The 20513-nt window shown below is 46.3% G+C and carries 14 protein-coding genes and 1 riboswitch; of the genes, 10 read left to right on the top strand and 4 right to left on the bottom strand.

Translation table 11 applies throughout. The features are described from left to right. Positions 1-3 precede the first annotated feature (3 nt). The gene (locus tag ABRS97_RS13530) at positions 4-1173 is read right to left on the bottom strand and encodes a glycoside hydrolase family 130 protein (protein WP_367814629.1); all 1170 of its coding nucleotides are present in this window, start codon (positions 1171-1173) and stop codon (positions 4-6) included. 31 nt (positions 1174-1204) lie between these two features. Further along, positions 1205-2401: an AGE family epimerase/isomerase gene (locus tag ABRS97_RS13525; RefSeq protein WP_483312453.1), complete on the bottom strand. Its 1197-nt coding sequence runs from the start codon at positions 2399-2401 to the stop codon at positions 1205-1207. 150 nt (positions 2402-2551) lie between these two features. On the opposite strand from ABRS97_RS13525, the gene ABRS97_RS13520 reads away from it, so the two are divergent. The 6 genes from ABRS97_RS13520 (at position 2552) to ABRS97_RS13495 (ending at position 13646) form a co-directional block, all read left to right on the top strand. After that, positions 2552-3655, top strand: coding sequence for a LacI family DNA-binding transcriptional regulator (locus tag ABRS97_RS13520; RefSeq protein WP_367814625.1), 1104 nt, complete (start codon positions 2552-2554; stop codon positions 3653-3655). Positions 3656-4138: 483 nt separating this feature from the next. Next, the gene (locus ABRS97_RS13515; protein ID WP_483312459.1) at positions 4139-8359 is read left to right on the top strand and encodes a fibronectin type III domain-containing protein; all 4221 of its coding nucleotides are present in this window, start codon (positions 4139-4141) and stop codon (positions 8357-8359) included. A 514-nt stretch (positions 8360-8873) separates the two neighbouring features. After that, on the top strand, positions 8874-10724 hold the full coding sequence (locus ABRS97_RS13510; RefSeq protein WP_367814621.1) for a GGDEF domain-containing protein: 1851 nt from the start codon (positions 8874-8876) through the stop codon (positions 10722-10724). A 10-nt stretch (positions 10725-10734) separates the two neighbouring features. Next, the gene (locus ABRS97_RS13505) at positions 10735-12015 is read left to right on the top strand and encodes an ABC transporter substrate-binding protein (RefSeq protein ID WP_367814619.1); all 1281 of its coding nucleotides are present in this window, start codon (positions 10735-10737) and stop codon (positions 12013-12015) included. A gap of 235 nt (positions 12016-12250) precedes the next feature. Then, the gene (gene rph / locus ABRS97_RS13500; protein ID WP_367814617.1) at positions 12251-13012 is read left to right on the top strand and encodes a ribonuclease PH; all 762 of its coding nucleotides are present in this window, start codon (positions 12251-12253) and stop codon (positions 13010-13012) included. Continuing rightward, positions 12996-13646 carry an XTP/dITP diphosphatase gene (locus ABRS97_RS13495; protein ID WP_367814616.1) on the top strand — a complete coding sequence of 217 codons (651 nt, stop codon included), beginning with the start codon at positions 12996-12998 and terminating at the stop codon, positions 13644-13646. The genes rph and ABRS97_RS13495 overlap by 17 nt, the downstream gene beginning before the upstream one ends. A 44-nt stretch (positions 13647-13690) precedes the next feature. On the opposite strand, the gene asnB is transcribed toward ABRS97_RS13495, so the two are convergent. Next, positions 13691-15535 (bottom strand): asparagine synthase (glutamine-hydrolyzing), encoded by a 1845-nt coding sequence (gene asnB, locus ABRS97_RS13490; protein WP_367814614.1) that lies wholly within the window; start codon positions 15533-15535, stop codon positions 13691-13693. 174 nt (positions 15536-15709) lie between these two features. Between asnB and ABRS97_RS13485 the strand changes: the two genes are divergently transcribed. From ABRS97_RS13485 to ABRS97_RS13470, 4 genes are all read left to right on the top strand, one after another. Further along, on the top strand, positions 15710-16066 hold the full coding sequence (locus tag ABRS97_RS13485; RefSeq protein ID WP_367814612.1) for a hypothetical protein: 357 nt from the start codon (positions 15710-15712) through the stop codon (positions 16064-16066). 46 nt (positions 16067-16112) lie between these two features. After that, positions 16113-16226, top strand: a complete 114-nt coding sequence (locus ABRS97_RS13480; protein WP_367814611.1) for a DUF4023 family protein — start codon at positions 16113-16115, stop codon at positions 16224-16226. 813 nt (positions 16227-17039) lie between these two features. Then, positions 17040-17171, top strand: coding sequence for a hypothetical protein (locus ABRS97_RS13475; RefSeq protein ID WP_367814609.1), 132 nt, complete (start codon positions 17040-17042; stop codon positions 17169-17171). Between the two features lie 75 nt (positions 17172-17246). Continuing rightward, positions 17247-17453: riboswitch (cobalamin riboswitch) on the top strand. 35 nt (positions 17454-17488) lie between these two features. Continuing rightward, the gene (locus ABRS97_RS13470; protein WP_367814607.1) at positions 17489-17851 is read left to right on the top strand and encodes a (2Fe-2S) ferredoxin domain-containing protein; all 363 of its coding nucleotides are present in this window, start codon (positions 17489-17491) and stop codon (positions 17849-17851) included. Between the two features lie 75 nt (positions 17852-17926). Here the strand turns inward: ABRS97_RS13470 and ABRS97_RS13465 are convergent, their stop codons facing one another. After that, positions 17927-20416: a hypothetical protein gene (locus ABRS97_RS13465; RefSeq protein ID WP_367814605.1), complete on the bottom strand. Its 2490-nt coding sequence runs from the start codon at positions 20414-20416 to the stop codon at positions 17927-17929. Positions 20417-20513 lie beyond the last annotated feature (97 nt).

Raw genomic sequence — 20513 nt, 5'->3', positions numbered from 1 at the left:
TGTTTACGCCAGATTATTGTCAACCAACGCTATTCTCTGCTGAACGCATGCATAGGAACGAAGCGGGTCCTCAGGTGTATTCAGGACGTAGTCAAGCAGTCTATCGACGGTTGTCGTGACTACATGGCAGCGGGTGTCGGAGGAAGCATAATAGAGGTATACATCCCCATTGTCACGAGCGATAACGCCATTCGTGAAGACAACATTGGATACATCGCCGATACGTTCTTCGCCTTCCGGTGCGATCAAGTGACCTGCAGGTGAGCTGAGCAGCTTGGCAGGATCTTTAAGATCAGTCAGGAATGCATAAATTACATAACGTAGGCCAGCAGCAGTATTTCTTACGCCATGGGCGATGTGGAGCCATCCTTTTTCCGTTTTTATCGGAGCGGGGCCTTGACCGTTTTTGACTTCCTTGATTGTGTGGTAATACCGGCGATCAATAATGCTCTCCTTATCAAGGATAGCTGGGTTCATGCTTGCAGACAATCCCCAACCGATCCCACCGCCGGAACCGGCGTCGATGAATCCATCCTGAGGTCGTGTATAGAAAGCATACTTGCCGTCTACAAATTCCGGATGCAGGACGACGTTTCGTTGTTGAGCGGATCCGGTTTTGAGATCCGGGAGGCGCTCCCAAGTTTTTAAGTCTTTTGTGCGGGCAATACCTGCTTGTGCTACAGCGCTTGAAAGGTCTCCAGGAGCCGCGTCAGGATCTTTACGCTCCGTACAGAATACACCATAGATCCATCCGTCTTCATGCTTAGTCAGGCGCATATCGTAAATGTTAATGTCCGGTTTCTCGGTCTCTGGCATCACGACAGGACGGTCCCAGAAGCGGAAGCCAGTGACCCCGTTATCGCTCTCGGCTACGGCGAAAAAGGACTTGCGGTCGTTGCCTTCCACACGTGCGACCAGATAAAACTTGCCGTTTAACTCGATAGCGCCAGGGTTAAACGCGGCGTTTACACCGATCCGCTCCATAAAGTAAGGATTGGTTTCAGGATTGAAATCGTATCGCCAAACCAGTGGAGCATGCGCGGCGGTTAAGACCGGATGCGTATAACGCTCATAGATACCGTTTTCCGAGAACAAAGGCTCATTTTTACGGTTAATAAGAGATTCATAACGTTCTTGGATGATTTGTTTACGTTGTTCGAATAAAGTACTCATTGTCGCACTACCTTTCAACATTCAGGATGAATTAGTATGTGTTCAGTCGTTCGATAATCTCAAAGCAAGCCCTGCTGTTATGATAAGGGCATTTCCATTCGTTAACCTTCGATTCGGCCAATGAGGGTTTACCGCCCTTGTCCGTCCTCCAGTACCATTCACCGTTATCCTTGTCGATGATATGCTCGCGGATGAAATGCCAGCAATCGGCAGCCGCCTTCCAATACCGTTCTTCGCCGGTCAACTGCCAAGCATTAACGAAGCCCACGACGGCTTCTGCTTGTCCCCACCAATGTTTATCCGTATCGAGCACACGGTCAGCATCGCCTTCCCACATGACGGCTCCATCCGAGTCCACGCCTTCTTCGAGAACCGCTTCGGCCATCCGCAGCGCGGCTTGTTTGGAGCGTTCGATGAGAGTCGGATCTCCCAGCACTTCGGCGGCTTCCAAGAGCAGCCAACTGCCTTCGATATCGTGTCCATATGAGACGAGATTCGATTTAAGGCTCCAATCCTCGTCGAAGAAGAGATGGAAATGCCCTTTGTCCAAGTCGATAATACGTTCGATTGTATCTACGATCAGTCTGTGGAACTGCTTCTCCAGCTTCGTGCTCTTGCACACCCGATAATAGTTGGTGTAAGCCTCCAGTATATGAAGGTGAGTATTCATCGATTTCTTATCATTCTGATCATGCTCCCCGAGACGGAGGTCGCCTTCCTCAGACCAGTTGCGGGCATAGGCCTCCAAATATCCGCCATGGACAGGATCAAAACTTTTCTCGACAATTTCAAATAATTGCTCGGCTAAGTTCAACAAATCTTCGCGTCCTGTCGCCAGGATATATTCCGATATTGCGTAAAGATAAAAAGCTTGGCCGTAAATTTGCTTCTTGGTCTGAAGCGGATTTCCTTGATAATCGACCATCCAAAAGTAGCCAGGGTATTCTGAGTCCCGAAAATATGTTTCCAGATACTCCAGCGCCCGTTCGGCGATGTCCAAATATTCCGGCTTTGGCTCGTGCCGGTAAGCTCTAGCAAATGTCCAAAGGATGCGCGCGTTCAGAACTAGACCTTTAGGAGCTTCAGGATGGACAGTCATATCGCTGTCAATACGTCCGTAGAAACCGCTGTGCTGTCTATCAATCGTGTGCTGCATCCAAAATTGCAAAATATGCTCCAATTCACTGGACATTTCCTGCTTTAACAAGGCAGGATTCAATGGATTCACCTCTTTTTGTTAGCTAACAAATAGAATTGTAAACTAACAAAAATGGTTAGTCAACTGGAATTTTGCTAACAAAATAACTTGTAAACCTAATTTCCTTTAGATAGTATTAGCTATAAAATAGTGGAACGATTAAAGGGGGCATCGAACATCATGAAAAATAAAGTTAGCATGCAGCAAATAGCAGATGCCGTGGGGCTTTCGAAATATGCGGTCTCAAAGGCTTTAGCCGGCAAAGATGGCGTTAGCGCGAAAACAAGGGAAAAAATTATCGAAGCAGCAACGCAACTCGGGTATTTTAAACAGAAACATGCTGCAACAGGCAAAAGCGGAAAACCTAAGAATCATTTTAGGGGATGGATGCCGGAGGATAACGGTGCGAATAAACGGACTGTTGCCGTTTTGATGCCAAGCGTTAGGCTTCAAACAATGGATTCCGCCTTCTGGAGTGTGATTGTTAACGGAATTGGCCACGTATTGTCCCATTACGGTTTGGGGATGCTAATCATTACCGAACAAACGGTCGATCATTTCGAAATGGTGCTGAAACCCGATCGTTTATTGGGTGTGATTGGCGTAGGTGAAATTTCGACCACCATGCTGCTGGAAATTCAAAGGCTTAATCTGCCGTTTGTGCTAACCGATCATGAAGATTCGCTCGTGCCTTCGGATTCCGTATTTGCTTCGAATATCGACAGTGTTGCGCTAATTACCGGACATCTGCTGGGATTGGGACATCGTTCGTTTTGGTTTCTAGGTGACACACAGTTTTCAAGAAGCTTCACAGACCGGTGGATCGGGTTTCGAAAAGCTTTGGAGGAATATGCGATCATGATTGACCCTGTTCGGGACAAGCTGCCCTTGTCGGGTACGGATCGCGAAGCTAACCGACGCGTTTTACAAGAGAAACTGGATTCTCTAACGGCAAAAGGTACAGCTCTGCCGACTGCTTGGGTATGTGCCAATGACGAAATAGCGCTATCGGCATTGTCGTTATTGAAGGAGCGAGGCATTGACGTTCCTGCGGAGATTTGTATTACAGGCTTTGATAATATCGATGAAAGCCAGCGCGCCGAGGTTCCGTTGACAACCGTGCATGTCAAAAAAGAACAACTTGGCGAACGAGCCGTCTCGGCGCTTCTTGATCGGATTCGTGATCCTCAAAGACCATTTGAAAAGATCAATATCGCCTGTGATTTAGTCGTAAGAGCATCTTCAGGAGGCAGAGACAACAAGGGGAATTCTTGGAGGATTTGATCTCTGTCAGGACGATCGGGTTGCACCTGCTATGGATCGCTTATAAGGGGGGATTATCCTCCTTCAACTCCATCTTAGCCGACCCGATTGGGTAATATTTAGCTTGACTACTTCCATTAATTACCTAAAAATTATTATTTAGTTATTAAATTTATTGACAGTTATGCTAACAAGTTATATTATTATGGCATATTCTGTAAAAGGAACGGAGGTACACACAACGGTCTTGTTATGAAGGGGTTTAACGGTTTTCTAAACACTTTGTTGGAAACCATTAAATATATTAAACACCTAGAACTCTCTTTTTTGTTGGTAAAAAAGAGAGCGCTTTCAACGTGTAAATTACAAGGGAGGAGGGAATTTTACAAGGTTTGAGGCTTTTATTTTTTCAGTTTCATCTAGACTGAAGTAAGGTGACTCAAAAGGCATGGACTTTTAAATTATTGGGAGGTAAGATTCTTGAAAAAAATTTTTGCGTTCATTATGGTAATCGGTTTGCTGATCGGATTGATTCCGCCAATAAGTGCAAGTGCTGCAGCGACAAATCTCGCGCTTAACAAAACGACAACTGCAAGTTCGTCTGAAGATTCAACAAAAACAGCAGCAATGGCCACAGACGGCAACTCTTCAACAAGGTGGTCATCCAATTATTCGGATCCACAGTGGATTAGCGTCGATCTTGGAAGCGTTGCCAAAGTTAGTAATGTCAAGCTGAATTGGGAGGCCGCTTATGCGAAGTCCTATCAAATTCAAATCTCTGCAGATAACAGCAACTGGACCACAGTGTATTCCACTACAACAGGGGATGGTGGAATCGACGATATTTCTTTTGCAGCGACGAATGCGAGATATATTAAAATGTATGGAACTGAAAGGGCTTCCAGTTATGGATATTCTCTCTGGGGGTTTGAAGTATATGCGGATAATGTAATTGTGGATCCAGGTATAAAATCTGGTTCGGTTTACAAGCTTACGGCTCAACATAGCGGAAAAAACCTGGATGTCGCAGGGGGGGCTACCGCGGATGGAGCTAATGTGCAGCAATGGTCGGATAATGGCAACTTGCAGCAACAGTGGAAGATCATTAACCTAGGCGGCGGGTACTATAAATTGCTCGTTCAATCCAGTGGTAAGGCATTGGATGTCGCCGGGTCTTCTACGGCGGATGGAGCTAATGTGCAGCAATGGACAGACAATGGAACCGCCGCACAAAAATGGCAAATCATTGATACGGGCGATGGATATTTCAAGTTAATCTCACAAGCCAGTGGTAAAGCACTGGATGTCGCCGGTGGATATACTTCGGATGGAGCCAATGTGCAGCAATGGACAGACAATGGAAATCCCCAGCAAAGGTGGAAACTTTCGCTGGTTGAATCAAATCCTGATCCAACCCCGCCAACAGTGCCTACAAACCTTGCGAGTCCTGCGAAGACGGCTACAAGCGTTAGCCTGACATGGACAGCATCAACAGACAATGTAGGAGTAACGGGCTACGAGATATACAATGGGACAACGCTGGCAGGAACAAGCACAACAACAAGCTATACAGTAACTGGCTTGACTGCAGACACAACATACAGCTTCACCGTGAAAGCCAAAGATGCGGCAGGAAACGCATCGGCAGCAAGTACTGCATTGAGTGTAAAAACCAATACATCTCCAGATCCAACCCCGCCAACAGTGCCTACAAACCTTGCGAGTCCTGCGAAGACGGCTACAAGCGTTAGCCTGACATGGACAGCATCAACAGACAATGTAGGAGTAACGGGCTACGAGATATACAATGGGACAACGCTGGCAGGAACAAGCACAACAACAAGCTATACAGTAACTGGCTTGACTGCAGACACAACATACAGCTTCACCGTGAAAGCCAAAGATGCGGCAGGAAACGCATCGGCAGCAAGTACTGCATTGAGTGTAAAAACCAATACATCTCCAGATCCAACCCCGCCAACAGTGCCGACAAACCTTGCGAGTCCTGCTAAGACGGCTACAAGCGTTAGCCTGACATGGACAGCATCAACAGACAATGTAGCAGTAACGGGTTATGAGATATACAATGGGACAACGCTGGCAGGAACAAGCACAACAACAAGCTATACAGTAACTAGCTTGACTGCAGACACAACATACAGCTTCACCGTGAAAGCCAAAGATGCGGCAGGAAACACATCGGCAGCAAGTGCTCCACTCAGTGTAAAAACCGATGTAATTCGTAGTGAAACGGGATTCTATATTAAAGGTACAACGCTCTATGATGCGAATGGAGTTCCATTTGTGATGAGAGGGGTCAACCATGCTTACACTTGGTACAAAGGTCAGGAGTCCGTTGCCATTCCAGCAATTGCAAAAACAGGTGCAAATACGGTAAGAATTGTACTTTCAGACGGACAGCAATGGACGAAAGACAGTTTATCCGCCTTACAAGACCTTATTTCATTGTGCGAAAAAAACAAATTGATAGCCATCGTCGAAGTGCATGATGGAACGGGCAAGGATAGTGCAGCGATTCTCGATAGTATCGCGAATTACTGGATTGAAATGAAAAGCGCACTCATCGGAAAAGAGAAGACGGTCGTCCTCAACATTGCAAATGAATGGTTCGGCACCTGGAACGGGCAAGGCTGGGCAGACGGTTATAAATCAGCTATACCGAAGCTCAGAAGTGCCGGGATTAAAAACACGATCATGGTTGACGGCGCAGGTTGGGGACAATACCCGCAGTCGATCGTGGACTATGGAACAGAGGTATTTAATGCGGATCCGTTGAAAAATACGATGTTTTCGATTCACATGTATGAGTATGCGGGAAAAGATGCTGCAACGGTGAAAAGCAATATTGACAATGTATTGAACAAAAATTTGGCGCTTGTAATCGGCGAATTTGGCATTAAACATACCAACGGAGATGTTGACGAGGCGACGATTATGAGCTATAGCCAGCAAAAGGGTGTTGGCTATCTTGGATGGTCTTGGAAAGGGAATGGTACCGGTCTGGAATATTTAGACATGTCGAACGATTGGGCCGGAACCAGTTATACGGAGCAAGGGAATGCCATTATCAACGGTCCAAACGGGATTCATGCAACTTCGAAACTGGCTACTGTATTCACAGATACGGATGACAAAGAGCCGCCGACAGCACCTTCCAATTTGGTTGGAACATCTCCAACTTACTCTTCCGTTGCGTTAACCTGGACAGGATCAACAGACAACGTTGGCGTGAGAGGCTACAATGTATACCAGAACGGGACATTGAAAAGTATCAGTACCACAACAAGTTTCACTGTTACAGGTCTGAAAGCAAATACTTCTTATACATTCACGGTAAAAGCGATCGATGCTGCAGGCAACATTTCTGCTGCCAGTAACGAGGTAAGCGTTAAAACATTACCAAGCAATGATACAATAGCGCCAACGGCGCCGGCAGGTCTTACTGCCATCGCCGCGATCACAACAGCCAATCTATCATGGACCGCATCAACAGACAACATTGGCGTTGCAGGCTATAACATCTATAAAGATGGAGTGTTGTTGGGCACCAGTTTAACGAATAGCTATGTTGCATCCGGTTTGGCAATGAAAACAACATATTCGTTTACAGTTACAGCGTATGACGATGCAGGAAATGAATCGACAGTAAGTAATGCTGAGAAGGCTACTACAGGTTCTGAATTAGTTGAAACCATTGATCCAGGCATTATTGACAAGTACACTACTTGGTATGTAGGACTCAATGGCGCCGACAAACCGGCGACTCCGACTGTCGCGAAACTGTCTCCGCTAGATAACGGCGGATTGCAAATGACGTTTAACCTTCAGACGGAGAATTTTCCAGCTTTCCAGGTGGATCCGAGCCCGGGGGAGGATTGGAGCACCTTTACCAATATGAACCTCATCGTTACGAATCCGAATACATCTGAAATTCAGATTCAACCGATCGTTAAAGATGGCGATTGGAAATGGGCCGAATTGGGGCAATATATCACAATCCCTGCGAAGACGACATTGAAGGTTAATGTGCCTCTGGCTGGCCTCACGAACAAAACTGCAAATCGGATTATTATCCGGGTACAAAGCGGAAGCGGAGGTTTCGCAGGCAGTATTCAATTGCATACAATCAGCTTTGATTTGCCGGCGGCTAAGTATGCCGACACGATTGCAGAAATGAACCGGCCTAAAACGGCAAGCTACTATCCGTGGGTATTCCAGGAATCTGCATTTACCGGAAATGTTTCCAGTGGTTTGGACGGCGAGACGATCTTTGTAAATTATGCTTCTACCGTAAGTTCTACGATCTCGGCAGGTGTTGCTACGGATACAAAGCCAGGTAAAGGAACTGGGGATGATTGGTCTAAATATGCAAGTATCTCCAGCACATTAACCAATACCGGATCGAAGGCAATTCACGTATCCTTGGTGCTGCGAACAGGCGGTGGATGGACTTGGCAAGAAACTGGAGGACAAACAGCAACCGATCCCTCAGTTGAAAGAATCATCGCTCCAGGGGAGTCTGTTGATGTGACTTATGCATTTAATTCTCTAATTTGGAAATCTGCATTGACAAATTGGGTCAATAATGCTGTTCTGGCAAGTCCAACGGATGTCAGAGGCATTGAGTACAAGGTATATGTAGGCGCTGGGGAAACTGTCACGCCGGGAGCTCTAAAAATAACGAATTTCCAACTGAAGTTCTAGCCAAAAGAACCGAATCCAGCAAAGCTTGTGGTAACCGTCAAAGAGAGTGATCCAAACTAACATGATCTCACGGTTACAATCATTAGTGCAATGTCTGAAGGCCTTACCTCTATGAAGGAGGGGGGCCTTTAGATAATTTATACGTCTGAGCCGAGTATTTAGTCTGAAGACTTGATGCTTTTTTATTATCATTTGGGTAATATGTAAAAATTATTTATTTGTTTGGTAATGTTATCTATCTAAATAACTAGGAATGTACAAATAAAATAGATTGTGAAAACTCTTAAACCTATTACAATGGATGTATAGGAAATTTATCAAGGGACTATCAGAAGCTAACTTGCTTTTCACAGGCCATTTCAGTTTGTTTTCAGAAAACTGAAATCCCAAAATACATCATCAACCCGATATACAACTCTACCCGCTATGTCTTTTCAAGGATTCGAAAAAGGTAAAGGCTCATCTTAAGCCCATTTGCGATAGTCCACATTCTTAAGTATTGGAGCTTAATCAAATGGATTACAAACTGACATCTACAGCCAAATGGCTACTTATCCTTTGCTTGTTATTTCTCTCTGCTTCTGCGCCATGGTATTCCGTAACCATGCTAATTGGGCTTCAATTTTCTTTTCATAGCCTGTTCAGCGTGCTGGCAATCGGGATTCTCGGCAGGAGGGCGGCGCTTGGGATCTCCGTAGTTACCTTACTTGTTCAGTGGTTTGTATTTCATCAAACACCTTTGGTTTTTGTGCAAGTTTTGGAAACGGCTTTCCTCTGTATGTATACACGCTCCTTTAAAGGAAGCTTCTTATTGCGAGACTTCGTTTTCTGGGTCATTGTGGGTTCTCCGTACATCTATTTGCTGACATTTATAGATGGGAAAACTTCAAATGCTGAAATCGTGCTTTTGTTAACAGTGTCGATCTTAAATGGAATTACCAATGCACTTCTGGCTGAGCTATTGCTGACTTATATTTATCCGTTTATTTTGCAAAGAAAATGGGGGATGAAGGCTAAAGCTATACCATTTACTTCAATCCTTTTCCACTTGGCGGTAAGCGGAATTGTTTTTCCTTTTTTTCTGTTTTTAGTTATAACCGGCCAGTATTTAGATAATATGTTACATCAACGGGTACAGCAGTTGACAAGCTCGTTAAACAATAATCTTCAAGAAAACTTCAATGGTTGGATGGCTGAGGATGCACAGAAACTGCACCTTCATGCAGATTTACAGTCAGGCAGGCTGCAGAAGCTCGTAGAGAGCAACAAGTCACAGCTTGGAGCTGCGCGTATGCTGATTCTGGATAACGAAGAGTACGTCCTCGCAGACAGTCGGAAACAATTAATTGGGGATACTTGGAAATGGCCGCAAGGCGACTATTACCGTTACAATGGCGAATTAATGTTGTGGTTGCCTCAAGGCAGATTTCCGCATAACATGGCTAAATGGCATGATGCTCTATATATCTATGAAAACAAGGCTCAGAATCTGGACAATCTTCAAGTGCTTATTACGGTACCGGTAATCGATGAATTAAAAGATATGCAGTCGGTATATGGCCTTAATCTTACCCTCGTCCTCAGTTTCATATTGTTGGTCATAGCAGGGGTGGGTATTGTGAGCAGGGTTATCATTTCAATCTTGCAACGGCTGATTCAGGCTACATCTGGGTTGCCCCTTAAGATTTCCAAAGGTGAAACACTCGAGCTTGCTGGAGGGCCTATACTTGAATTTAATTGGCTTGTAGAAAACGTTCGCGAAATGTCTGTAAAGCTTCGCCTAATGTTCAGGGAAGCTGAAACCATGAACACTATGCTTCAGGAGCAGACATTGAAATTAACACAGTCCGAGCAGCTCTTTCAGCATTTGGCCTACAACGATAACCTGACGAAACTGCCGAATCGGCTCTATTTTATACAGTATATGGATAGTCTGGAATCCCGGAAAGCCATATCGCCGGTGGAAGTAACGCTGCTGTTCCTTGATTTGGACAAGTTTAAGCTTATTAATGACACCTATGGGCATGAGGTGGGGGATGCTGTTCTCGTGCATGCAGCCCATATATTAACCGGATCTTGCGGGAATGCAATTGTATGCAGATTAGCCGGCGATGAGTTCGTCATTGTGCTTGAATCGACCACACGCAGTCAGACAGAATCGATTGCGAGAGCTATTCTTGCCGGATTTCAGCACCCTCTGTGGCATGCAGGATATGAAATAGCCCTCCATACCAGTATAGGGATTGCGGCATCACCCGCACATACCGAACAGCTTTCCGAATTGGTAAAGTTGGCGGATGAAGCCATGTACCAGGCCAAACAGCGCGGCGGAAGTTTATTTGCTTGGTATTCTGCTGGCGAATAGGAGGAATTGGATGCGAGGACTTATGAAGTATGTCTTACTGTGCGGTTTGATTGTGAATATAACCGGCTGTGCCAATAATGTCCCAGGTCTACAGCGTGCAGAGCGGGTGTTTCCTGATAAGAAGGAGACACAGAATCAATTGCAATCAGATAGTAACAATAAGCGTCTAGTGGTGTGGTCATATTATGACATGACCGACTCTACAAAGTTTTTTTTGAATAATCATCCGGAGATTAATGTGATAGTCAAGCAGTTTGATTATAACAATATTGTCAAACAATATACGGAAGCATTCATATCAGACCAACAAGCAGACCAACAACCAGACATCGTACTGCTTGACATCGCTCAGATTGATAATTTTAATGGATTGGATGTATTTGAAAATCTTGATCAGCCCAAGTATCATCCTGCTATGTTGACAGCGGAGATTCCAAGCAACCTCATCCCTACCCTGTCGAGCTGGGACGGAAAACGTTTGATCGCGATTCCATGCGGGCTTGGGGGAGCCCTGACCTTCTACAGGGCAGATGTGCTTGCCGATAACGGATTTTTATCCGATCCCGAATCCGTTGCTGAGTATATGAGCACGCCAGACAAGTGGCTGGGAATGGCCAAAAAGCTACGACAGAACGGAATCTATATTTTCCAGAATGATACGGATCCAATTGACATAGCTTCTTTGGGCACTAGCCTCTTTGACAGTGAATTGAGATTTAACCGCGATGGTCAGCACTTTGTCGAGGCGCTTCAAGTTGCAAGAGAAGTGAAGAATGCGGATTTATTCTTTGGAGCAAAAATTTGGGATAAGACCGCTCAGGAGGCGATGCGAAGCGGCAAACTGGTTATGTTCGTTATGGGGGCATGGGGTCCCGATAAGTTGAAGGATTGGGTGCCTTTACAGAGTGGCAAATGGCGTGCCACGATGCTGCCGCTCAAGATCAATGGCAACAATGGCGGCGCTGTTGCCGCTATTAACAAACGAAGTGCCAATAAACAGATGGCTCTCGAATATATCAAGGGTATGATGAGAGTCGTCAAAGACGGGCAAAGTGATTCGTATCTGGATGGCCAGAACCCGGAGGATCTCGTGCGTACGGAGCTGCGCAATATGAACACATATACACCCACGCCGCTTGACAGTAAAGTAATCAATTATTGGAACGACAAAATCAGAGAAGCTGTAGATTCTGAAGTTCCGGCGCAGGAACAGTGGAAAAAGGTTAGTGAACAGGTGGACATCATAATCAAGGAAGATCGAAGTAATTTGTTGATCAGGAAGAACGAATGACCTGTTCAACATGATGAGGGCTAAAGCTAACTTGCGGTTGATGTTTAGATAAATTAGTATTAGGTTTCCGGTTCTTTTTTACGCGGCCTTACATAAACAAAAATAAATAGGTTTTTACCCCGAATTTGGAAAAAAATATAGATGAGTTTTGTGGATGAAACCTATTTTTTTACAAAAGCCCTGCACTGCATTACAATGTCCATATGGAAGACAAGTACAGGAGGAGAATAACAGAATGGCGAGAATCAATGGAAGAACGAATCAAGATCTGCGACCTATGAAAATCACCCCACATTATATTAAACATGCGGAAGGCTCGGTGCTTATTGAGGTCGGAGATACCAAAGTTATATGCACAGCTACCATTGAGGATCGTGTTCCGCCTTTTATGAAGGGCCAAGGCAAAGGGTGGGTGACAGCGGAGTATTCCATGCTGCCGCGCGCAACGCAGGTTAGGAATCAACGTGAAGCTGCCAAAGGGAAGCTGGGCGGACGGACTATGGAGATTCAACGTCTCATTGGACGAGCGCTTCGCTCTGTGGTCAATCTGGAAGCGTTGGGCGAAAGGTCGGTTACACTGGATTGCGATGTCATCCAAGCTGATGGGGGGACTCGTACGACCTCGATTACCGGAGCTTTCGTAGCGATGGCGTTTGCGATCAATAAATTGGCGACGGACAAAAATTTGAAGGTGTTTCCGATCAATGACTTTCTCGCTTCAGTCAGCGTAGGTGTCATTGGCAAAGAATCCCGGTTGGATCTTAACTATGAAGAGGATTCCCAGGCTAAGGTCGATATGAACGTTGTTATGACAGGCTCGGGCCAATTTGTTGAGATTCAAGGAACCGGCGAGGATGCGCCATTTTCCCGCAAGGAGCTGGATGAACTGCTTGCTCTGGCCGAGACCGGTATCCATTCGATGATTGAAGAGCAGCGCAAGGTGCTCGGGCCGATAAGTGCCCGTATCCGAGGTGTGGAACATGCAGCTGCAGAGTAATTTTGTCGTTATCGCTACACGCAATGAGGGCAAAGTCCGTGAGTTTGCGAAGCTATTCGGGCCTAAAGGTTACAAAGTCAGAAGCTTGGCCGATTATTCCGATCTCCCCGAAATCGTCGAGAGCGGGTCTACCTTTGCCGAGAATGCGCGCATCAAAGCGCAGATCATTTCCAAACATCTGCATGTCCCCGTGCTGGCTGATGATTCGGGGCTGTGCGTTGCCGCGCTTGACGGCGCGCCGGGCGTATATTCCGCTCGCTATGCAGGTGAGGATGCTACCGACAGCGACAATAATGCCAAGCTGCTGCAAGCGTTAGGCGAGCGGGCTATTTCGGCAGAGCTGCCTGCACATGAGGGGCATCCCAAGCTGTTAAGCGAAGCTGCTTTTGTTTGTGCATTAACGTTAATCGATCCTGTCGCAAATGAGATTATCGAAGCGGAGGATCGCTGTGACGGTTTTATTCTAAGCGAACCTAGAGGCGATGGCGGATTCGGCTACGATCCGTTATTCTACATTCCTGGTTTAGCGAAGACGATGGCGGAAATGACAGTTGAAGAGAAAAACGAGATGAGTCACCGCGCAAAGGCTTTGCGTAAATTCTTGGACTTGCTGCCGAATGTAACAGCTGAATAAAACGAAGAAACCTGCTTCCGTGTAAGGGATAGCAGGTTTTTTGATTAGCGGATGGATATCTTGTACGTGCGCAGCCAGGTATCTACTTGAGCCAGATAAGCGAAGAGTTGTGGACCCGACATAAGCTGGCCAAACCAAGGAATATTGACATCGGCATCTTCCGAGGAGGCTAACGCGCGAATTTTGTTCACATCGATGAAGGGGAGGAGCGGTGAACTGGAGTCGTCCAGGATCTCCAGCACCCATTTTCTAACCGCAGCTAAATAATTGGGATTGTGGGTTTTCGGGTAGGGACTCTTTTTTCGTGTGAGGACATCGTCAGGGAGCACGCCTTTGAGTGCTTTGCGCAGAATCCCTTTTTCCCGATCCCCGGATGTCTTGATTTCCCAAGGGATATTCCATACATATTCGACAAGCCGATGATCGCAGAAGGGAACGCGGACTTCCAGGCCGACTGCCATGCTCATGCGGTCTTTGCGGTCGAGCAGAGTCGGCATGAAGCGGGTGATGTTCAAATAGGACATCTCGCGCATCCGATTTTGCTGCTGCGTTTCCCCAGCTAGCCGCGGTACCTCGCTAAGCGCTTGCTGATACCGCTTGCTGACGTAATCGAAAGGCTTAATCCAATCGATGAGATCGGGCGCAAGGATGTCAACCCGGTTGTTCATTTTAAGCGACCAGGGGAACGTGTTGGCCTCCAGCGCATCCTCGCGATGGAACCACGGATATCCGCCGAATATTTCATCGGCCGCTTCGCCGGAGATCGCCACGGTCGCTTCCTTTTTGATTTCACGGCAAAACAAATACAGGGATCCGTCTACATCCGCCATCCCCGGCGAATCGCGGGCAAAGACTGCCGCTTTAAGCGACTCTACTAGCTCGGGTGTGTCGAATTCAATATAGTGATGAACGGTACCCAAGTGTTCGGTCATTCGTTTGATCCAGGGCGCATCTGCGTTAGGCTGGAAGGCATTGGCTTTGAAATATTTGTCGTTGTCGACATAGTCAATGGAAAACGTATGAAGCTCGCCTTGGCCCTTCTCCTTGTAATGGCTTGCTGCTAAGGACGTCAGAGCGCTGGAGTCCAAGCCTCCAGAAAGCAGGGTACAGATCGGAACATCGGAGATTAGCTGCCTTTTGGCAGTATCCTGCAGCAGCTCCTGTACGCGTAAGGCTGTAGCATCGACATCGTCCGGATGCGGCTTGCTTTCTAATTTCCAGTACGTGCGGATAGATAAGCCGTTACGGTCAAATACAGCGCACTGTCCTGGCTTGAGCTCGGACATGCCCCGATAAATGCCGTGCCCTGGCGTACGCGCCGGACCTACCGCGAAGATTTCCGCCAACCCCTCCGCGCCAACCTCAGCTTTAAAGTCAGGGTGGGCAAGTATGGCTTTTGGCTCAGATCCGAATAGAAGAACACCATTCTGATGAGAATAAAAAAGCGGCTTTACGCCGAGTCGATCTCTGACCAAATAGAGGGACTGCTCCTGATCATTCCATGCCGCAAATGCGAAAATGCCGTTTAACCGATCTACGCAAGATCGGCCCCATTCAATAAAAGCAACAAGCAGGACCTCCGTATCACACGTAGTACGGAAGTGGTGACCGCGCTGTTCAAGCTCTTTTTTCAGCTCGGGGGCGTTGTAGAGCTCACCATTATATACGATCGTATACGTATAATCACCTTGTTTCCGGATCATTGGCTGGGCGCCGTTCTCCGGGTCCATCACGCTAAGGCGCCGATGGCCTAGCGCGCAATGCTGCGAGATCCAGGTGCCGGAAGCATCCGGGCCGCGCAGATTCAGCGTTTCTGTCATATTCTCTAGAATGGACGGGTACCCGGTCAAGTCTTTCCGCCAATCTATCCACCCCGTTATTCCGCACATAGATGTTCATCCCTTTCCTTAAGAGAGCATGATGATAAAGGGTATGCATCCACGGGTTATAAAATGTCTGTCCTGCTTTGGCGACAGCGCCTACTTCAGAGGTCTTTGTAATTTACGTGCAGGACTGTTACAATGAATCCAATTATTACATATTAATTAACGAAGGTGATGACGATGAAAAAGAAGCACTCCAAAGCACAAATCGATTACTTGGCAGCCAGAGAACATTTCCTGCAAATCAGCAATCAAGCGGATAAACGGATCACTGCGTTGAAAGAGCAAGGTAAAGAAGTGAGCCAAGAGGAAATGGAAGAAATCGTCGAGCGCGTCGGCCTTCATCGGGCTTACAACGAGCTGACCCAGGCGGAGAACGTCCTCATTAATTGGACGCAAACGGCGATCAAAACCGAGCCTGAATTCATTCAGAAGAAAGAGCAGTTTGAAGAGCTGTATGAGCAAGTAAAAACGAATGCTGAAGCAAGAGGAACTATTTTAAATCTTGCCATGCGTTTAAATTTAGAGCTGGCGTGACATTCTATAAAGGCAGTGCCATTCTTTCTTCAGGAGGCGAATGCTCATGGATAGCCATTTCATTAGCAAGCTGCACGAGAAGCAGAGGAAAGCCGAGAAGAATCGCAGAACACATGGTGATAAGCGTCCGGAAAGTAATTTGCCGAACAACAAGCACTAACGTGTAATGGTTGCAATGGCACCACCGAAGGCCTGTAGGGAGTATTCCTTACAGGCCTTTATTTACATAGAAAGCAGATGTCGTCAGGTATGTCTGTGTGACGAGCTCGCAGAGCGGAGATTCCGCACGCATCGTGTGGTACGAGCATTTGAGATGATGGACGTAGAAGATCCGGAAGTGCCGCAGCGGTTTGGATCGCCCCATCGCCCCATACCGACTCGATCTGCTCGTCTATTCGCACGGGTTAGCGGAACGTAGGTGCGTTAAGAGGCGGTGTTTTCGGTTGCAGGGACATTTCGCGGAAATACCGTGCGTTATGAGCAGGAAATGTTGGGTTGTAGGCACAGTTCCGCTTATTTAACGCACCCTAGTTCCTCTTCAGGGGGAGAAAAAGGGCGTTACTGTGGAATAAGGCATCGTAGTTCCGCCGATATCGCTGTGCATGGGGGATTGGCGGCCCGGCAGTACCTCTTCGGTTTTCTTGCGAATCTTGCGGAGGTGAAATGTCCCGGAATCTTACAGGGGTTCATGGGAATGGGTGTGGGTGGAAATGCGATGGCGTCCTTAATGTCGTGTTCGCACCACCTTGTCCATGCAAGGGACACGACTTTAACAGCGCTTGGAACCCCATACCCAACATACCCAATTCTCTCCCCATACCTAGACGTATAGGTCTAGATAAGGCCTGAGGCACAGCCTCAGGATTTCGTAATTGTTGGCTCGGATTTGCTCCCAAATATAGACAGCATAATGGTCTTGGGGTTCATCCATACTAGATGAGCAGGCAATATTTTTACAGGAGGCTAATCCCTAATGAGTAAAAAAAGAGGCATAGACGCTAAAACCCAAAGCACAATTGATCATTCGAAGCAATCTTCTCGCATTCAACAAAATTTGGATTCAACAGAGCCAGGCCATCATCCATCGAATCGTCCATCGGTGTAGGCCGTGAAATGCCAAGAAGCTCCAACCCATAGGGGTCGGGGCTTCTTTCTTGCTCCCCTAGATATACTGAGGTATGATTAGATTGGAGCAATAGGTGCTGTAAGAATTCGCATTGCTGCGAGTTCGGCCAGTTAAAAGGGAAGTCGGTTGAAAGCCGGCGCGGTCCCGCCACTGTAACAGGAGAGTCTCAGCGCGATACCACTGATTGTCATCATGAATCGGGAAGGGTGCTGATGATGTAGACACTGAAGCCAGGAAACCTGCCTATTTGCAAAACACAGTTTATGTACCTACGGGAGATAGGGAGGTGTCTTGTTATGACGACTTGGGATTTATCGACAGTTCGGCATCACGTGTTCATTTGTAATGGAGGCTCCTGCCTGCGCAAGTTGGGCGATGAGACAACAATCGCCATCCGCGAGGAAATTGCTAAAGCAGGGAGCGAATACTTGATACATACAACCCGTACGCGTTGTAATGGGCGTTGCGAGGATGCATGCGTTGTGACGGTTTATCCTGAAGGGACATGGTATCGGCAAATGACCCCGGAACTTGGCAGGCGGCTTGTCCGTGAGCATTTACTAGAAGGCAAGCCGCTGGAAGAGTACGTGAGCTATTCGTACGATGAACATTTTATTGCTTCGGGGTTAGGTACTACAGGAGTAAGTCGTCGGAAATAGATTTTAAAGAGCAGCTGTTTCGCGCCATCATTTATAAGGGCCGTCCTATATGTCGAGAGACTGAGGGAGGCTCTTTTATTTGAATGGAAGCTCCACCACCATACTTTTGTCAATGGTATAAGATGATGGTCCACTACTCAACTCCGTGTCATTGTAGTCTAATGGAGCTGGGCCCCCTAAGGAATGAACGTTATTAGGATACTTGGCACCATCTGTGTTCGCATAGGTATTTCCAGGAATCAAAAGCTTAACGTCCAGATAGTTGGAAATGTCCGCTGCGCGCATTTTGGCCATTTCCAGAAGCATGTATTCGGCCTCGTTTTGGTCGATTTGATTGCTGACGTAAGGCTTTTCCAAATAAAGAATGACATTCTCATTGTCATCAAGCAAAATTTTAAACAGCGCTCTTGCAATAATTTGTTTATCCTTGTTCGCTTTTTCGGGGTCGCTTTTTTTAATGACGATGGCTCTGTTTTTACCGTCTATGAGATAACTCAATAAACATTCGTTAAAGGAGCCGGTGTAAATATTTTGGCACGTCGAAATATCCGTTCCGAGCAGCAGCATATCAGAAGGAGCGTCAGTATCCTCGACGGTCCACTCCGGAGGTTCATTCTCGTTGCCATATTCAAGCATTAGTCCTTGTTTCCATTCCTGGCGAACCTCAGGAATCTCCAGGACCTTTGTCAAATGCTCCCACGATTCCAGATCATCAGGAGACGCGTTCTCCCCGTATCGAAACTTTTGATAGGCTTCATTCGTGGAATCCTCCATAAGAGCTACAACAAATTGTTTAAAGCCCTCCAAAGCTTTCTTTTTTGAAGGTTCGTCCTCCATTTGTTTGAGATTCGCGGCATAAGCAAGCAAATGATTGACGCTTCTAAACTTATCCAGCAAATGCTGCATGCCTTTCTCAGTCAACTGCTCATCTTCAACACCCAAATTTTGACCCAGCTTTTTATTAAGTTCATCTTTCAGTTTGGTTAGATCGTTAATGCGCGTCAGACTATGGGTATAACCAAGTTTGATGTAAATCTCAAGGTTTGCAAAAGCTTGTAAGATATCGAGTGTTCCCATTCCTTTCGCATTTTCAAAAAACTGGGCGAGTGTTGCTGCAATGTCTTCTTTGGACAGCCCGCTTGTTTGGAGTGTATGAAGAGCGCTCAGCAGCTTCTTACGCTTGTTGCTGTCTTTGAGAGCAGGCCTTGTTTCTTTTATTTCTAAAAATTTCTCCACATTGCCATCATGCAGATAATCCGGATACAAATCGGATAAGGTGATTTTGAGCAAACGAAATGGCTCTGCGGAATCGCTAATATGCTTAAGATGATCTTTTTTGTTGACGGTATTTATGGAAGACATGGAATCTGAATCATCGGAATCCTCCGCATGTTGGAGATCTTCCATAGGCAGAAGTTTGGATAACGAATCATACATGACAATGCGAAGCGAAGGGCTGCGAAGCTTGATAATGGACATCAATGCTTTCAATATTATCGGGATTTCGGTAGGTTGAGGTTTGGCTTTTAGCAAAAACTGTCCAAACTGCATTAAGGAGTTTCTGATCAAGCTTTCGCTTTTTGCCTCGGCAATTTCATCGAACAGCGCTTCGAATTTTTTATTCTTAAAATTAGTGCTTATTATTTTGCTTTTCAGCCCTTCTCCCTCATCGGTGAAGTAGCCGTCAGGCGGAAAAATTAATGACAGATCCGGATACAGACCGGCCAGTTGTTGAAGTTTTATTTCCTTTTCTTCTTGTTCTTCGCCCAGCATCAAGCTAAAGCAATCATTTTTAACCTCAGGACTTAGTTTCATAAACGCCTGGGAAGAAACGATATGCGCATACATAGGCGGATATTGATCGAAGTTGCCTTTAACGAGCGGTAAACAGGAGAATAACTGGTTCAAATCTTCCACTTGCATGATGGACCAGCCAAGCTTGGCCAGCTCGAATTGATGGTGCATATCGAATTGGGCTATCGTTTCGGCGTTTTTTGTAAACTGATTCTCATCAAATCTTCGTCTTTCCGGAAAAACAAGTTCAACAATCCTGTCGAATGGGTTCAACGGTTTCAGCTCTGGTTCCTCATCCACCATATACTCGAAAACCCCATATTTGATAAACTCGAAAAGCCGATCCCTATTCTCAAAAAATTTTTGCTGGTTATGATTCAGGAACCTGTTCAACCATTGTCTACTCATTTTCTCCCTTAATTCGATCCGGTCTGGATCCGGGAATTCCTGCTCCCAGTTCGTGAAGAGCTCAAGCACCTTGGCAAGCTCATCTTCGGGAACGTTATACTTAAAAAGATCGATATCTTCCTTTTGAAGTCTTTGGATGATCGGAGTAGTTGGCGTAGGCTTGGTAAGCATGCGCTGCACAGCTTGATTGCCGACAGAACGCTGCAACGCCATAATTTGAGACGGAGTGGGAAGCTTGGAAAGTGAAAAACCTTCCAATAAAGAAGGTTGAGAGGGTTTCGATTGTTTATCGTTTTGAACGCTTACTGGAGTTGCTTCTGCCGAGTTGGACACCGCACTTCCACGTTGATGTGATTGATACATACACAGCCCCCGTTTTTCCTAAATTATCCCAAAGAACTACTATTATTTAACCATACTAGGTGAAAGAATGGTATGCCTTTTTCCATAGGGAAGAAAT

This window comes from Paenibacillus tabacirhizosphaerae, assembly GCF_040812395.1.
Classification (GTDB): Bacteria; Bacillota; Bacilli; order Paenibacillales; family NBRC-103111; genus Paenibacillus_E.
The sequence above is the reverse complement of the archived record's forward strand: the minus strand, read 5'-3'. Positions and strand labels throughout refer to the sequence as shown.